12 protein-coding genes are annotated in these 15694 nt (G+C 74.0%); 5 read left to right on the top strand and 7 right to left on the bottom strand.

Annotated features, from left to right (window positions below; translation table 11 throughout):
• Positions 1 to 24: 24 nt before the first annotated feature.
• The gene (hpt, locus tag ABZ808_RS22690) at positions 25 to 600 is read right to left on the bottom strand and encodes a hypoxanthine phosphoribosyltransferase (protein ID WP_030328005.1); all 576 of its coding nucleotides are present in this window, start codon (positions 598 to 600) and stop codon (positions 25 to 27) included.
• A gap of 100 nt (positions 601 to 700) precedes the next feature.
• Entirely contained in the window at positions 701 to 850 is a 150-nt protein-coding gene (locus ABZ808_RS22685) for a hypothetical protein (RefSeq protein WP_357010742.1), read from the bottom strand.
• Between the two features lie 138 nt (positions 851 to 988).
• On the opposite strand from ABZ808_RS22685, the gene ABZ808_RS22680 reads away from it, so the two are divergent.
• Positions 989 to 1951 (top strand): helix-turn-helix domain-containing protein, encoded by a 963-nt coding sequence (locus ABZ808_RS22680; RefSeq protein ID WP_357009827.1) that lies wholly within the window; start codon positions 989 to 991, stop codon positions 1949 to 1951.
• Positions 1952 to 1973: 22 nt separating this feature from the next.
• Here ABZ808_RS22680 and tilS read toward each other — a convergent pair whose 3' ends face one another.
• The 3 genes from tilS to dacB form a co-directional block, all read right to left on the bottom strand.
• Positions 1974 to 2969 (bottom strand): tRNA lysidine(34) synthetase TilS, encoded by a 996-nt coding sequence (gene tilS / locus ABZ808_RS22675; RefSeq protein ID WP_357009824.1) that lies wholly within the window; start codon positions 2967 to 2969, stop codon positions 1974 to 1976.
• Positions 2970 to 2979: 10 nt separating this feature from the next.
• Positions 2980 to 4050, bottom strand: a complete 1071-nt coding sequence (locus ABZ808_RS22670; RefSeq protein WP_357009821.1) for a zinc-dependent metalloprotease — start codon at positions 4048 to 4050, stop codon at positions 2980 to 2982.
• A gap of 94 nt (positions 4051 to 4144) precedes the next feature.
• Positions 4145 to 5551, bottom strand: a complete 1407-nt coding sequence (dacB, locus tag ABZ808_RS22665; protein WP_357010710.1) for a D-alanyl-D-alanine carboxypeptidase/D-alanyl-D-alanine-endopeptidase — start codon at positions 5549 to 5551, stop codon at positions 4145 to 4147.
• A gap of 714 nt (positions 5552 to 6265) precedes the next feature.
• On the opposite strand from dacB, the gene ABZ808_RS22660 reads away from it, so the two are divergent.
• The gene (locus ABZ808_RS22660) at positions 6266 to 6772 is read left to right on the top strand and encodes an inorganic diphosphatase (protein ID WP_357009818.1); all 507 of its coding nucleotides are present in this window, start codon (positions 6266 to 6268) and stop codon (positions 6770 to 6772) included.
• A gap of 31 nt (positions 6773 to 6803) precedes the next feature.
• Here ABZ808_RS22660 and eccD read toward each other — a convergent pair whose 3' ends face one another.
• Positions 6804 to 8207 carry a type VII secretion integral membrane protein EccD gene (gene eccD, locus ABZ808_RS22655; RefSeq protein WP_357009815.1) on the bottom strand — a complete coding sequence of 468 codons (1404 nt, stop codon included), beginning with the start codon at positions 8205 to 8207 and terminating at the stop codon, positions 6804 to 6806.
• A gap of 101 nt (positions 8208 to 8308) precedes the next feature.
• On the opposite strand from eccD, the gene eccCa reads away from it, so the two are divergent.
• From eccCa to ABZ808_RS22640, 3 genes are all read left to right on the top strand, one after another.
• Complete coding sequence (eccCa, locus tag ABZ808_RS22650; protein ID WP_357009812.1) at positions 8309 to 12286, top strand: type VII secretion protein EccCa; 3978 nt, start codon at positions 8309 to 8311, stop codon at positions 12284 to 12286.
• Between the two features lie 74 nt (positions 12287 to 12360).
• Positions 12361 to 13695, top strand: a complete 1335-nt coding sequence (gene mycP, locus ABZ808_RS22645) for a type VII secretion-associated serine protease mycosin (protein ID WP_357009809.1) — start codon at positions 12361 to 12363, stop codon at positions 13693 to 13695.
• Between the two features lie 43 nt (positions 13696 to 13738).
• Positions 13739 to 14485, top strand: a complete 747-nt coding sequence (locus ABZ808_RS22640; RefSeq protein WP_357009806.1) for a phosphatase PAP2 family protein — start codon at positions 13739 to 13741, stop codon at positions 14483 to 14485.
• A 13-nt stretch (positions 14486 to 14498) separates the two neighbouring features.
• On the opposite strand, the gene ABZ808_RS22635 is transcribed toward ABZ808_RS22640, so the two are convergent.
• A complete protein-coding gene (locus ABZ808_RS22635) occupies positions 14499 to 15677 on the bottom strand; it encodes a MarP family serine protease (RefSeq protein WP_357009803.1) in 1179 nt (392 codons plus the stop codon).
• Positions 15678 to 15694: the final 17 nt, after the last annotated feature.

Below are 15694 nucleotides of genomic sequence, written 5' to 3'. Positions count from 1 at the left end.
GTGGGTGACCCGGACCGGCCAACCTCAGGACCGGGCGTAGACCTCAGGCTTGAGCACCCCGACGTAGGGCAACTCCCGGTAACGCTCCCCGAAGTCCAGGCCGTACCCGACCACGAACTCGGTGGGGATGTCGAAGCCGACGTACTTCACCGGGACCGGCACCTTGACGGCGTCAGGCTTGCGGAACAGCGCGACCACCTCGACGCTCGCCGCCGAGCGGGACTCCAGGTAGCGCAGCAGCCAGGAGAGCGTCAGCCCGGAGTCGACGATGTCCTCGACGACCACGACGTGCCGGCCGGCGATGTCCCGGTCCAGGTCCTTGAGGATGCGGACCACCCCGGAGGAGGTGGTGCCCTGGCCGTAGGAGGAGATGGCCATGAAGTCGAGTTCGGCCGGGGGGCCGTTGCGGCCCAACGCTCGAGCGAAGTCCGCCATGAACATCACCGCGCCCTTGAGCACGCAGACCAGCAGCAGTCCGTCACCCACGTGGGCGTAGTCGGCGGAGACCTGCTTGGCCAGCTCGGCCGTCTTCTCGCGGATCTGCGCCTCGGAGATGATCACGTGGTCGATGTCGGCGTCGTACCAGGAGCCGTCAGCCATGTCTCCTAGCCTGCCGTACGGCGGATGCCCTCCGTCGGCGGGGCCGCACCTTTCGGCGCGGTCCCGCCCGGGATTTTCGGCGCAAAAAGCATCAAAGCCATCAGCAGGTACGGGACTGCCAGCGACGGCCGTCCTCACTGGGCTTCCAGTCGGCCGAGTCGCGGCTGTCCGCGGTGAGACCGGCCGCCGAGGCGGCGACGAGCAGGGCGAGGAACAGGAGGAAGATCAGGAACTCCATGGCGGCGCTCACTTTCGCATGGTTGCTGTCGGTTTCGCCGCCGGTGCGCACCGGACTGAGACCAGTCTGCGACGACTCGCGCCGGCCGAACAGTGGCAGTGATGCCACTGATCATCGATTTACTGCCACCTGTCGGGTTACCCTCGTCACATGCTTCGCTCCGTCGCCGTCCTCGCCCTCGACCAGGTCGCCCCCTTCGAGCTCGGCGTGCTCGCGGAGGTGTTCGGCACCGACCGCACGGCCGACGGCTTCCCCGCGTACCGCTTCGACGTGTGCAGCCCGGACGGCGCTCCCGTCCGCACCTCCGCCGGGTTCCACCTCACTCCAAACGCCGACCTCGGGCCGGTGGAGGAGGCCGACCTGGTCGCCGTACCGGCGCACGCCCAGGGCACCAACGTTCCCGAGCCGGTCCTCGACGCGCTCCGCCGAGCCGACGCACGCGGAGCGCACCTGTTCAGCGTCTGCTCCGGCGCCTTCCTGCTGGGCGAGGCCGGGCTGCTGGACGACCGGGAGTGCACCACCCACTGGCGGTACGTGGACGAGCTGCAACGCCGCCACCCGCGTGCCCGGGTCCGCTGCAACTCGCTCTATGTCCAGGACGGTCGGCTGCTGACCAGCGCCGGCACGGCGGCCGGCATCGACGCCTGCCTGCACCTCATCCGCCAGGCGCACGGCTCGGCCACCGCGACCCGCCTGGCCCGGCGGATGGTGGTCCCGCCGCACCGCGACGGCGGGCAGTCACAGTACGTCGAGGCGCCCATCCCGAAGGTGCCCGAGGCGCCGACCCTGGAGCCGGTACTGGAGTGGCTGATGGGACACCTGGACCGGCCGATCACCGTGGAGGAGTTGGCGGCCCGCGCCGGCATGGCGCCGCGCACGTTCGCCCGCCGGTTCCGCGCCGAGACCGGCACCACCCCGCACGACTGGCTCACCAACCAGCGGGTGCTGCTCGCCCGGCGGCTGCTGGAGGAGACCCCGCTGAGCGTGGAGGCCGTGGCCGACCAAGCCGGCTTCGGCGACGCGGCGGCGCTGCGCCACCACTTCAGCCGCCGCGTCGGTGCCACCCCGCACAGCTACCGGACCACCTTCCGGGACCGCGCACACACCGTCTGACAGGCCGACCGAGGGAACTCAGTCAGGTGGGGTCCACCAGCGCCAGTCGGTCGGCGCGGCGGAGCACCCGGATCCCTCCGGGCAGGTCGGCCGGGCCCTGACCGTGCCACTCGGTGACCAAGGCGTCCAGCGCGTTCACGTGCCGGTACGACAGCGCACCCGGCAGTGCGCCCAACTCCCGCGCCCAGGTGTGCAGCACCCGGCCACGCACGGCGGGCACCAGGCCGGCCAGCGCCGGCACGGAGAGCCCGCCGTCGGAACACCGGGCCGCCGCCAGCGCCGCCGCCGCCACCTCGTCGAGGGCGGCATTGTCGGCCGCCACCAACCGGGCGGTACGCGCCAGGTTGCCCACCACACCCGGCCCGAGCGCCCGCACCAGCGCCGGCAGCACGTCGGCCCGCACCCGGGAGCGGGCGTACGACGGGTCGGTGTTGTGGGGGTCCTCCCATGGGCTCAGACCGAGCACCGCGCAGGCGGCGCGGGTCTGTTCCCGGCCGATATCGAGCAGCGGGCGCAGCAGCGGTACGCCGTCCAACTCCCGCCGGACGGGCATTCCGGCGAGCCCGCGCGGGCCGGCCCCCCGCGCCAACGCGAGCAGCACGGTCTCCGCCTGGTCGTCACGGGTGTGCCCGGTGAGCACCGCGACCGCCCCGTGCTGGCGGGCTACCTCGGTCAACGCCTGGTAGCGGGCCTCCCGGGCCGCCGCCTCGGGGCCACCCGGACGCCCGGCCACCTCCACCCGGGCCACCGCCACCGGGGCGAACCCCGCCTCGCGTGCCCAGGCGGCCACCGCCTCCGCCCGCTGCGCCGAGCCCGCCTGCAGGCCGTGGTCGACTGTCACCAGGCCCGCCGGCCGGCCCAGGCGGGGCACCACGAACACGGTCGCCGCCGCCAGGGCGAGCGAGTCAGCACCACCGGAGCAGGCCACCAGCACCGGGCCGCCGTCGGACGGCAGGCCGATCAGCGCGCGGCGGACCGCCACCCGGATCGCGGCCACCGGCGGAGCGAGCGCGGCCACCGACGGACGGTCAGCCGGCAGCCGGGATGGTGCCCGCCGGGCCGTGCACCCGGGCCACCCACGCGTCCGGGTCGCCCAACTCGGACAGCCGGGGCAGGGTCAGCGGTGAGTTGAAGATCGAGTTGAAGCCCTCCATGCCGACCCGCTCGACCACGCCGTGCACGAACTTGCGGCCCTCGGCGTACTGGCGCATCTTGACCTCCACCCCGAGCAGCCGGCGGATCGCCTTCTCCAGCGGATTGCCCGCCTCGCGACGCCTGTTGAACGACGCCCGGATCCGATCCACGCTCGGGATCACCGTTGGGCCGACGCCGTCCATCACGAACTCGGCGTGCCCCTCCAGCAGGGTCATCAGCGCGGTGAGCCGGTCCAGAACGGCCCGCTGCGCCGGGGTCTGCACGATGTCCAGCACGCTGGTGCGGCTCTCCGGGTCGCGGACCGCGTCGGACAGCGTCGCCACGCCACGCCGCAGCCGCTCGACCAGGTGCTCACCGCCGCTGGACGAGGCGTCCACGAACGCCTGCACCTCGCTGAGGAAGTACGCCCGCATCCACGGCACGGCGGTGAACTGGGTGCGGTGGGTGACCTCGTGCAGGCACACCCAGAGCCGGAAGTCCCGTGGGTCGGCGCCGAGCTTGCGCTCCACCTCGACGATGTTCGGTGCGACCAGCAGCAGTTGGCCCGGGTCGGCGGAGAAGACCTCGTACTGGCCGAGCACCCGGCCGGACAGGTAGGCCAGCACGGTGCCGGCCTGCACCCCGGTCAGCCGGGACCCGATCGCCTCGGTCAGCACGCCCGGCTGCTTGTCACCGGAGAGCCGGCCGACCAGCGGAGTGATCACCTCACGCAGCCCGGCGATGTTGGTGGCCGCCCAGTCCCGGCGGTCGACCACCCGGACCGGCGGATGCGCTACCTGCGCCCGCAACCCCGTGTAGTCGGCCACGTGCCCGGCCGCCTCGTCGGTCAGCCGACGCAGGTCGCCGACCACGTCGGTGGCCTCGGAGTACGACACCCGAGGGCCCGACTTGCTCAACGCCCCCGCGGTGGCGGCGGCCAGATCCCAGTCCACGAACTGCGCCATGGACCCACCGTACCCGCGCCGCGACACCCCGGCCCGGGCTCGCGTCGGCGATCGACGCCGGTCGCGGCTGCCGGAACCCACGCCGGAGGCGGGGTCAGTGGCAGCCGCAGCCGGCCAGCGCCGCGGCGATCCGGTCCAGCGCCGGCTGGGCGGTGTCCGTGCCGCCGGGCACCTTGTCGGTGAGCACCGCGAAGGTGAGCAGCCGGCCGTCAGCCGTGGTGACCAGGCCGGCGATGGCGTGCACCCCGGTCAGCGTGCCGGTCTTGGCCCGTACGGCGCCCGCCCCGGCGGCGGTGCCCGGAGCGCCTCGATAGCGGTCGCCGAGAGTGCCGGACCAGCCGCCCACCGGCAGGCCACCGAAGACGCCGGCCAGCTCCGGGTGGTCCGGGCTGGCGGCGAGCCGGATCAGGTCGGTCAGCAGTGACGGGCTGATCCGGTTACGGCGGGACAGGCCGCTGCCGTCGGAGAGGGTGATCTCCTCGGCGGGCAGGCCCAGCGTGGCCACCTCCGCGTCCATCGCGGCGGCGGCGCCGTCGAACGAGGCCGGTTGGCTGCGGGCCAGCGCCACCTGGCGGGCGAGCGCCTCGGCCAGCAGGTTGTCGCTCTCGCTGATCATGATGTCCACCAGCCGGATCAACGGCGGGGACTGCACCGTGCCCAGCTCAGTGCCGGACGGCGGGGTGCCGCCGGCGGCGGTCGACAGGGCCGGGGCGGTGCCCCGCTTGACGGTGCTGGTCGGTACGCCGAGCAGCCGGGCGAACGACCGGCCCGCGGCGAGGTCCGGCTCGGCGACGCGTTCGGCGCCGCCGGGCTCGGCTCCCGGGTCCCTGCGAGCGCCGTCGGTCATCAGCGCGGTCACCGCGCCGCCGTAGCCGCCGGTGGGGATGTCGGAATCCCAGCCGGGGCCGTACACCGGGCCGGAGTAGATCGAACCGTCGACGGTGACGCTGGTCGGGGCGGTGCCACCGAGCGCGGTACGCACCTGCGCGGCCAGGTCGTCCAGGCGGGCCGCGCCCGGGTAGTAGCCCTTCTTGTCCACGGCGAGGGTGGGGTCACCACCACCGACGAGCACCACCTCGCCGGGCTTCGTGCCGGCCACCACCCGGGTGGGGATCTGGTAGCCGGGGCCACGGGCAGCCAGCACGGTCACCGCGGTCGCCAGCTTGGTCACCGAGGCGGGCACCGTCCCGTCGTCCGCCCCCTTGGCGAACAGTGTCTGGCCGGAGGTCACGTCGGCCACCGAGACGTTCACCCGGTCACCCAGGGCGGCCGCACCGACCAGCGGGTCCAGCGCGGCTCGTACCCCATCGGGGGTGGGCAGCGGAGCATTCGCGTCCGGCCCGGCCAGCACGTCCGACGGGTCGGGTTCCGGGGTGGCGCCGGCTGCGGTCGGCGCGGACGCGACGTCCTCGCCCAGCCAGCCGGCAACCGGCCCGGGTCGGACCACGACCACGCCGACGCCGGCGAGCACCAGCAGCAGCACCGTGGCGAGTACGGCCAGGAGCCGCCCCCGGCGGCGCGGGCTGGCCGGCGCGGCGGGCGGCGGGTCGACAGCGGCCGGAGCCGGCAGCGCGGAGATCGGCGGGCCCAGCGGTGGAACGCCCCCGGGTGTCGTCGGTCCGCCCGGAGCAGGGCTGACCGGAGCAGGGCTGACCGGAGCAGGGCTGACCGGGGCCGGGCTGGCGGGGGCCGGGCTGACCGAAACTGGGCTGGCCGGAGCAGCACCACCCGGGGCTGGGCTGGTCGGCACCGTGGCGCGGCCCGCCGCCGGGGCGCTCGTGGGCCGGTCACCGCCGAGGACCGGGAAGCGGCCGGTGTTCGGCCCGGCGGGAGCCGAACCGGGCGGACGCCACGGCAGCGGCGGAGGCCGCTCGGAAACCGACTCCGGCGCCGGTGTCGGGCTTGCCGGAGACGTCGGGCTCGCCGGAGACGTCGGCTCGGGAGCCCGAGGGAGGTGGGCGTCGGGCACCGGAACCCGTCCGGTGGCACCACCGGAGCCGGATCGTCCGGTACCGCGCGCGGCGCCCCCGTCCGGGCGGTAGTGTGAATCTTCCCTCCCCACGACCCCCTCCTCCCCCAGCGAAAATCGGCTTGGGTGACACTACTTCGGTCCGAAGACTATGCGGCGGCCGGAGTCGGCGGGTGGGCATTCGCCTGTCCGGGGAGCCGTCAGTGATATCCGTTAGCCAGCATGGGCAGACGAGGGAGCGTGCAGATGGATTTCGACGTTACGGTTGAGATCCCCAAGGGTCACCGGAACAAGTACGAGGTGGACCACGCGACCGGCCGGATCCGGCTGGACCGCACCCTCTTCACGTCCACCCAGTACCCGGCCGACTACGGGTTCATCGAGGGCACCCTGGGTGAGGACGGCGACCCGCTCGACGCCCTGGTGCTGGTCCCGGAGCCGACCTTCCCGGGCTGCCTGATCCGGTGCCGCGCCATCGGCATGTTCCGGATGACCGACGAGAAGGGCGGGGACGACAAGGTCCTCTGCGTACCCTACGAGGACCCCCGCCAGGAGCACCTGCGCGACATCCACCACGTGGGCGAGTTCGACCGGCTGGAGATCCAGCACTTCTTCGAGGTCTACAAGGACCTGGAGCCCGGCAAGTCGGTGGAGGGCGCGACCTGGGTCGGCCGCATCGAGGCCGAGGCCGAGATCCACGCCTCGTACCAGCGGGCCCGCGACGCCGAGGCGCGCGGCGAGACCCTGCACTGACGCACCCTGACGCACCGGGCCCGGGGGCCGCTCAACCGAGCAGCCCCCGGGCCCGGTCGTACAGGTCGAGCACCGCGCAGGCGACCGGCACCACGGCGACCACCAGCGCCGTGTCGGTGAGGTCCGCGACCCTTCCGAGGTACGGCGAGACCGGCCGACGCGCGTACCCGGTGCCGGCGGCCACGGCCACCAGGCCCAGCGCCGCCCCGCCGAGGACCAGCGCCAGCCGCCCGGTGTCGTCGGCCCGATCGACCAGCACGGCACCCAGCACCGCGTAGCCGGCCAGCCCGGCGAGCACCGTCGGCACCCGGTGCCGCAGGGCCACGAACAGCCGCGACCGCAGCAGCAGCACCGCCGAGACCACCGCCACCAGCACCCGCCCGGCCGTACCCCCGGTCGCCCCGAGCACGGTGGCCGCGGCCACCGCCAGCAGGGCGTGCCCGAGCAGCATCCCGGTCAGCACCTCCTCCGTGCGGCTGACCGCCGCGTGCACCCGACCCCGGTCCGGCAGGTCCCGGGCCCGCTCCGGCTCGTCGGCGGACGCGGCGGCCGGCAGGGTGATCGGTGGCAGCGGCAGCTTGCCCAGCCGGATCGCCAGCAACGGGATCACCCCTACGGCGAAGACCAGCGCGCTGAGCAGCACCGCCGCCGTGCCGGCCGGCGTCAGCAGAAGCGCGCCGAGCGCCGCGCCGGCGCCGATCAGGCCGACCGTCACGCCGGCCACGAAGACCCGCAGTCGGCTGGCCACCCCGAGCAGCCCGAGCAGAGCCACCAACAGCAGCGCCACCGAGCCGGCCAGCAACTCGGGCGCGCCGACCCAGCGCGCCAGCCCGAGCGGCCCGACCGGATCGCCGGAGCCGACCGCGAGGGCGCCGGCCACGAACGCGTACGGCAGGGCGTAGCCGCCGAGCGTCGCCCCGGCCGTGCCGTCGCCGTTGGCCCGGGAGGCGACCGCGCCGGCCACGGTGAGCAGCAGAGCCACCACCGTCGCCACGAGCCAACCGCTGCGGTGCGTCGGTCCGACGGCGAGCAGGGCGAGCAGCCCGACGGCGAGCGGCACGGCGGCACCGGCCAGACCGGCCACGCGGGTGGCGGTGGGCGACCAGGCACCGCCGCGACGCCGGGCCCCGTCGGCGATCGCCTCCACCACGTCGTCGTACTCCAACTCGGGCCAGTGCGCGCGGGCCGGCACCAGGTGCAGCACCTCACCGTCGCGGACGCCCTGCGGCAGCAGTGCCTGGGCGGTCGCCAGCAGCGCGCCGTCGGTGCGGCGCAGCACCCAGCCGCCGTGCCGTTCACCGTCGTCGGCCAGGCCCTCACCGGCGTGTCGGAGCACGTCGGGCAGCAGCTCTGCCAGGGGTGTCTGCTCCGGCAGGGCGACGTCCACCCGCCGTTGCGGCGCGCTGATGGTGACGCGGGCCAGCCCGGTTGTCATCGACTGGTCTCCATATCGAGGGGGATCGGAGGCTGCGCGGACGACAGGACTTTACCTACCATGAGCCAGGCTCGGGTTACCCAGCGCTGTCAGGAGGCCGAGTGTCCACCGTCATCATCAAGCGCCCGCCCCGCCGGCCGGCACCGGAGATACCCGTCGGTGAACTGCCGGTCGAGGCGCCCCCGGAGATCCCCGCGGTGACCGGCGGGCGGTGGCAGCAGATGCTCATGCTGCTGCCGATGCTCGGGGGCACGGTGGCGATGGCGATGATGTTCGGCCGGGGCGGCGGCGCCTACTCGTACGTGGTCGGCGGGATGTTCGGGCTCTCCTCGCTGGCGATGCTGGTGACCTCCTGGGGCAGCGCCTCGGGCACCCCGAAGAAGTCGGAGATGATGGCGGCCCGCCGGGAGTACCTGCGTCACCTGGCCACCCTGCGCCGCCGGGTACGGCAGACCGCCGGGCAGCAGCGGGCCGGGCTCTACTACCGACACCCGGATCCGGGCCGCCTCTGGTCGACGGTGGACAGTCACCGGGTCTGGGAGCGGCGTCCCGCCGACCCGGATTTCGCGGTCGTGCGGGTCGCCGTCGGGCCGCAGACGCTTGCCACCCCGCTGGTCCCACCGGTCACCCGGCCCCTGGAGGAGCTGGAGCCGATGACCGCGGGCGCGCTGCGCCGCTTCCTGGACGCGTACTCCGTGGTGCCGGAACTGCCGGTGGCCCTGTCGTTGCGCAGCTTCGCCCGGGTGCACGTGCGCAGCGGCACCGGCGGCGGGTCGGGCACCGGCCGGCCGCCCGACGGCGACCCGGCGGCGCAGGCCCTGGTCCGGGCCGTGTTGACCCAACTGGCCGTCTTCCACGCCTCCGACGAGTTGCTGATCGCGATCTGCGCGGGGCCGGAACGCCGAGCCAGTTGGGAGTGGGTGAAGTGGCTCCCGCACGCGCACCACCCCGGCCGCACCGACGCGCTCGGCCCGGTGCGGCTGGTCACCACCTCGGCCGCCGAACTGGAACGGCTGCTCGGCGACGTGCTGGCCAGCCGCTCCCGGTTCAGTCCGTCCGGCCCGGCCACCGACGGCCCGCACGTGGTGGTGGTCCTCGACGGCGGCGACCTGACCGGCGCCAGCGATCTGACCGGTGACGGCGGCATCGACGCGGTCACCGTCCTGGACCTGGACACCCCACCGCCCCGCCTGCTCGACCGGTACGCGCTGCTGCTGGAGCTGCGCGGCCGGCGACTGCACTCCTGGTCGATCGAAGGGCACGCCGAGGTGGGCACCGCCGACCAGCTCGACCTGACCGACGCCGAGGCGGTCGCCCGACGGTTGGCGCCGCTCCGACTGGCCGGCACGGCCCGTGGCCCGGACGCGCCGCTCCAGGCCGAGCTGGGCCTTCCGGAACTGCTCGGCGTCGGCGACCCGGAGAGCTTCACCGCCGAGCAGGGCTGGGCGCCGCGCTCGGCCCGGGACCGGCTGCGGGTGCCGATCGGGGTGGGCGCCGACGGCGGTGCCATCGAGCTGGACCTCAAGGAATCGGCCCAGGACGGGATGGGCCCGCACGGCCTGCTCATCGGCGCCACCGGCTCCGGCAAGTCCGAGTTGCTCCGCACGCTGGTGCTGGGGCTGGCCGCCACGCACAGCTCCGAGCAGCTCAACTTCGTCCTGGTCGACTTCAAGGGTGGTGCCACTTTCGCGCCGTTCGACCGGCTGCCGCACACCGCCGCGGTGATCACCAACCTGGCCGACGCGCTGCCCCTGGTGGATCGGATGGTCGACGCGATCAACGGCGAGCTGGTCCGCCGGCAGGAGCTGCTGCGCCGGGCCGGCAACTTCGCCAGCGTGCGCGACTACGAGCGTGCCCGGGCGGCCGGCACCCCCCTCGCCCCACTGCCGTCGCTGCTGCTGATCTGCGACGAGTTCTCCGAGCTGCTCTCCGCCAAGCCCGACTTCATCGACCTGTTCGTGCAGATCGGCCGGCTGGGCCGGTCGCTCGGCGTGCACCTGCTGCTCGCCAGCCAGCGACTGGAAGAGGGCCGGCTGCGTGGGCTCGACACCCACCTGTCGTACCGGATCGGGTTGCGCACCTTCTCCGCGCTGGAGTCCCGCACGGTCCTCGGCGTGCCCGACGCGCACGAGCTGCCCCGCTCACCGGGCCACGGCTTTCTGCGCGCCGGCACCGATCCGCTGGCCCGGTTCAAGGCCGCGTACGTCTCCGGCGCGGTCCGCCGCCGGGCCGCGTCGGCGGGCACGGCAGCCGACGGAGGCGTCCGCCTGCTCACCTTCACCACCCACACCGTGCCGCTGCCCGAGCCGGCCACCCCGGCCCTACCGATGGTGGCCGAGGACGAGAGCGGCCGGAAGACACTGCTCGACCTGCTGGTCGACCGGCTCGCCGGGCAGGGTCCGCCCGCGCACCAGGTCTGGCTCCCGCCGCTCGGCCCGCCGCCGGCCCTGGACGAACTGCTCGGCACGGTCGAGGTGGACGCGACGCGCGGGCTCACCGTGGGCAACCCCGAGTTGCACGGCGCGCTCGGCGTGCCGGTGGCCGTGGTGGACCGGCCGTTGGAGCAGCGCCGGGACCTGCTCTGGCTGGCGCTGGACGGTGCGGCCGGGCATATCGCGGTGATCGGGGCGCCGCAGAGCGGCAAGTCCACCGTGTTGCGTACGTTGATCTGCGCGCTGACGCTCACCCACACCCCCGCCGAGGTGCAGGTCTACTGCCTCGACTTCGGCGGCGGCGGCCTGGCCGCACTGCGGGACCTGCCGCACGTGGGCGGGGTGACGGGCCGCGCCGACCCGACCGCCGTTCGGCGAACCGTCGGCGAGATGACCACCCTGCTGGCCGAGCGGGAGCGTCGCTTCGGCGAGTTGGGCGTGGAGTCGATGGCAGCGTACCGGCAGCGTCGGGCTGCGGTGGGCGCGGCCAGCCAGCCGGGGGCCGACCCGTTCGGCGACGTGTTCCTGGTGATCGACGGTTGGAGCACCGTCCGTGGCGAGTACGACGACCTGGAGCCCCTGGTCACCGACCTGGCCACCCGGGGTCTGTCGTACGGGCTGCACGTCGTCGCCACTGCGCTGCGCTGGCTGGATTTCCGCCCGGCGATCCGGGACCTGTTCGGCTCCCGGCTGGAGCTGCGACTCGGTGACCCGGCGGATTCGCTGGTGGCGCGCAGAGCGGCGGCGAACGTGCCGGAGCAACCCGGTCGGGGGGTGACGGCGGAGGGCCTGCACTTCCTCACCGCGCTGCCGCAGCTCGGCACCGACAGCGGGGACACCGCCGACCTGGTCAAGCGGGTCGCCGACAGTTGGACAGGCCCGCGTGCGCCCCGGGTCCGGCTCCTGCCGCCGGTGCTCCCGTACGCCGAACTGGACCTCACCGCGACGACCGGCCTGCGGCTGCCGATCGGGATCGCCGAGGCGGACCTGAGCCCGGTGCTGCTCGACTTCGCGACCGAACCGCACTTCGTGGTCTTCGGCGACGCGGAGTGCGGCAAGTCCTCGTTCCTGCGGGCGTTGGCCACCTCGATCATCACCCGGTTCACGCCCGAGGAGGCCCGGGTGATCCTGGTCGACTACCGGCGCAGTCTGCTCGACGCCATCGAGACGCCGCACCTGATCGGGTACGGCACGGCAGCGGCGCACACCGCCGACCTGGTCGAGTCGGCCGCCGGGTACCTGGAGCGGCGGGCACCCGGTCCGGAGGTCACCGGGCAGCAGCTGCGCGACCGGTCCTGGTGGTCGGGGCCGGAGCTGTTCGTGCTGGTCGACGACTATGACCTGGTGGCGGCCGGTCCGGCGAACCCGTTGCGGGCGCTGGAGGAGCACCTGCCGCACGCCCGGGACGTCGGGCTGCACCTGGTGCTGGCCCGCCGAACAGGTGGGGCGGCCCGGGCCCAGTACGAGCCGATCGTGCAGCGGCTGCGGGAACTGTCGACCGCCGGTCTGGTGATGGCGGGCAGCCCCGACGAGGGCGCTCTCGTCGGGCCGGTGCGGCCCGGGCCGCTGCCACCGGGCCGTGGCCGGCTGGTCACCCGGCGGGAGGGCGTACGCCTCGTTCAGCTCGCCCAACTGCCGCCGCCATGACCTGTCTTCGTAGTTCCTCCCGAGACGGGTGGGGAAACCGGTAATCTCCGATCGTCATGGTTCCGTCGGGGTGAATGGCTGGGGATGTGACTGGGGTTCGGCACAGCTGTCCGGCAGCGGCCCGCAGGGTCGCCGGCCGGGCGCTGCTCGGTGTGGTGGCGACGCTCGCCGTCACGGCCCCGGCCGCCGCACCCGTCACGGCGCCCACCACTGGCGGACAGCTCGCCGGCGCACCGATGGCGTTCGCCCCCGGCGACACCGTGGCCCGCACCGACCAGGTCCGCGACGAGCAGTGGCAGCTCGACGAGCTGCGAGCCGAGACGGCCTGGCGCACCTCGACCGGCCGGGGCGTGACAGTCGCGGTGGTCGACTCCGGAGTGGACGGCACCCATCCCGACCTGGTCGGCCAGGTGCTGAGCGGCGTGGACCTCGTTGGTCCCGCCGGCGGCGCCGGCCCGGATCCGGTGGGGCACGGCACGACAGTCGCCGGCCTGATCGCCGGCCGCAAGGACGACAAGCGGGGTGTGGTCGGCCTGGCGCCGGACGCCCGGATCCTGCCGGTCCGGGTGCTCGACGAGGAGAACCGCTACGACGACGCCCTGATCGTCGCCAAGGGGGTTCGCTGGGCGGTCGACAACGGTGCCCGCGTGATCAACCTGTCGCTCGGCGGCAGCGGCGACAGCCCGGCTCTGGCGGCGGCTCTTGACTACGCGTTCGCCCGGGACGTGGTGGTGGTCGCCTGCACCGGCAACCTGGCCACCTCCACCAACTCGAAGGTGTGGTACCCGGCCCGCGAGCCGGGCGTGATCGCGGTCGCCGGCCTGGAGGGCAGCAGCGACAACCTGTGGTCCGGGTCGATCACCGGCCGGGCCACGGTACTCACCGCCCCCGCCACCGGCCTGGTCGGCGCCCGACCTCCCACCGGGTACTGGCGGGTGCAGGGCACCAGTTTCGCCGCGCCGCTGGTGGCAGCCACCGCCGCGCTGGTCCGGTCCCACTATCCGCAGATGTCCGCGGGCGAGGTGGTCAACCGGTTGCTGGCCACCGCCCGGGACCTCGGCCCGACCGGCCGCGACGACCGCTTCGGGTACGGGGTGGTCGACCCGGTGGCCGCGCTGACCGCTCAGGTGCCGTCGGTGACCGCCAACCCGCTGGACGATCAGACTTCGCCCGGTGTGGTCGGCTTCGGCCCGGCCCCCGGTTCCGCCGACGACGACCCGGTGGAGGGTGCCGGCAGCGACCCGCTCGGTTTCACCGCCCCACGGCAGCAGACGGGGTGGACGGCCCGGGCTGCGGGCGTACCGGACGATTCGGCGCCCGAGCACCTGTGGACGGGGGCTGTGCTGCTGGCCGCCCTGATCACCGGCGCGGCCCTGATGGTGCGCCGGTTCCGTCAGCGCGCCCGCTGATCGGCAGGGCTGATCACCGGCCGAGCGGGGTAGAACCCCTCCCATGAGTACGTCCGGCACTCGTACCCTCGACACCGCCCGGCATCCGTCCTGGCGGCGCCGCCGTCTGGACCCGGACCAGGCACTGGGCCTGCGGCTGACCCTGGCGGCGACGGCGGCGTTCCTGGTGCTGGTGCCGTTCGCCCTGCTCGCCCTCCTGGTGCTGGGGGTCTGGGCGCCGCTGCACCGGCTGGACACGACGGTCACCGAGGCGCTGCACGACTATGCGCTCGACCACCCGGCCTGGGTCACGCTGATGCGGGTCTGGACCGAGGTGTTCGCGCCCATGCCGCTGCGGGCCGCCGCCCTGCTCGTGGTGATCTGGCTGCTGCGCCGGGGTGCCCGCCGGCTGGCCCTCTGGGTGACGACCACCATGGTGGTCGGTGGGTCGCTCGGTCCGCTGCTCAAACTGCTCGTCGGCCGGGACCGGCCGGAACTGCTCGACCCGGTGGCACGGGCCGCCGGCTACTCGTTCCCCTCCGGGCACGCGCTGAACGCCACCCTGGCCGCCGGGGTGCTCCTGCTGGTGTTCCTGCCGTACGCCGGGCGGGGAGTCTCGCGGGTCGCGCTCTGGGTCGCCGCCGTGCTGGTCACCGTGGTTACCGGGCTGAGCAGGGTGGCGCTCGGCGTGCACTTCACCAGTGACGTGATCGGCGGCTGGATGCTCGGTGTGGCGGTGCTCGCGGCGACCACTGCCGCGTTCACGAGTTGGCGGGCGGCACCCGGCGAAGCCGCGGGTGGCCCGAGCTGACGTCGCTCGACGCTCAGGTGCACTCGCCGGTGGCGACGGCACGGTTGCGCTCGGCACCGGCCAGCGCCACCGGGCGGGCCTCGGCGGCGGTCACCGCGAAGCCGGTGTTGGGGTCGTCCGCCGCCGCCGCGAAGATCACGCCGAGCACCAGGCCGTTGGCGGAGAGCAGCGGGCCGCCGGAGTTGCCGCTGCGCACCAGCGCCCGGATCGTGTAGACCTCTCGGGTGACGTCGCCGGAGGAGTAGATGTCCGGCCCCTTGATCTTGTCGACGTCGCGGATCCGCGCCGACTGCGCGTTGTACGGGCCGTCGAGCGGGAAGCCGAGCACGATGGCGTCCGATCCGCTGCCCGCGTTGCCGGCGGCGAACCGTAGCGACGGGCCGGGCAGCCCCGGCACCAGCAGCACGGCCAGGTCCCGGTTGGGGTCGTAGACCACCACCTGACCGTCGTACCGCTCGCCGCCCAGCTCCACGGCCACCGATCGGGTGCCGGCGACCACGTGCGCGTTGGTCATGACCCGGTCGTCGGCGTAGACGAAGCCGGAGCCCTCGATGCGGCGCGAGCAGCTCGGCGCGGAACCGAGCACCTTGACCACCGACCGCTGGCCGTTGACCACCACCTGGGAGCCGGCCAACGCCGGGTCGGGCGGGTCGACCTGCCGGGCCCGGGTGGGCGCGAGGTCGCCGAAGACGTCCGGGAAGCCGTCGGTGTCGACGGTGTCCTCCAGCGCGGTGGAGAGCCGGTGGGCCTGCTCGGGCAGGACACCGTTCACCACCGTGATCAGCGCGCTGTTGCGCACCGCGGACGCGAGCCAGGGGACCGAGGACGAGCCGAGCGGCACGGCGACCAGCCAGGCGAGCAGGAGCACCGCGAACAGTGAGACGAAGGCCCCACCGACGTCGTCGATCCGTCTGCCCACGTCGCTGGTGATCGTCTTGCGCAGGTGCGAGCCGAGCCAGCCGGCGAGCGCCTGCCCGACCACCGCCAGCCCGAAGATCGCCACCAGGGAGATCAGCACGCGGGTGCCGGCATCCACGAACTGCCGGGCGAACAGCGGCCCGACCTGGAGGCCGAGCAGCAGACCCAGGAAAAACCCGGACAGCGACGTGATGCCGATGACGAAACCCTGACGGTATCCGCTGATCGCGAACACGAGCATGAGCAGCAGGAGGACGAGATCCACGACGGACACGGGTCAAGCGTACGGGC

This window comes from Micromonospora sp. NPDC047527, from assembly GCF_040643015.1.
Taxonomy (GTDB): domain Bacteria; phylum Actinomycetota; class Actinomycetes; order Mycobacteriales; family Micromonosporaceae; genus Micromonospora.
The sequence above is the reverse complement of the archived record's forward strand: the minus strand, read 5'-3'. Positions and strand labels throughout refer to the sequence as shown.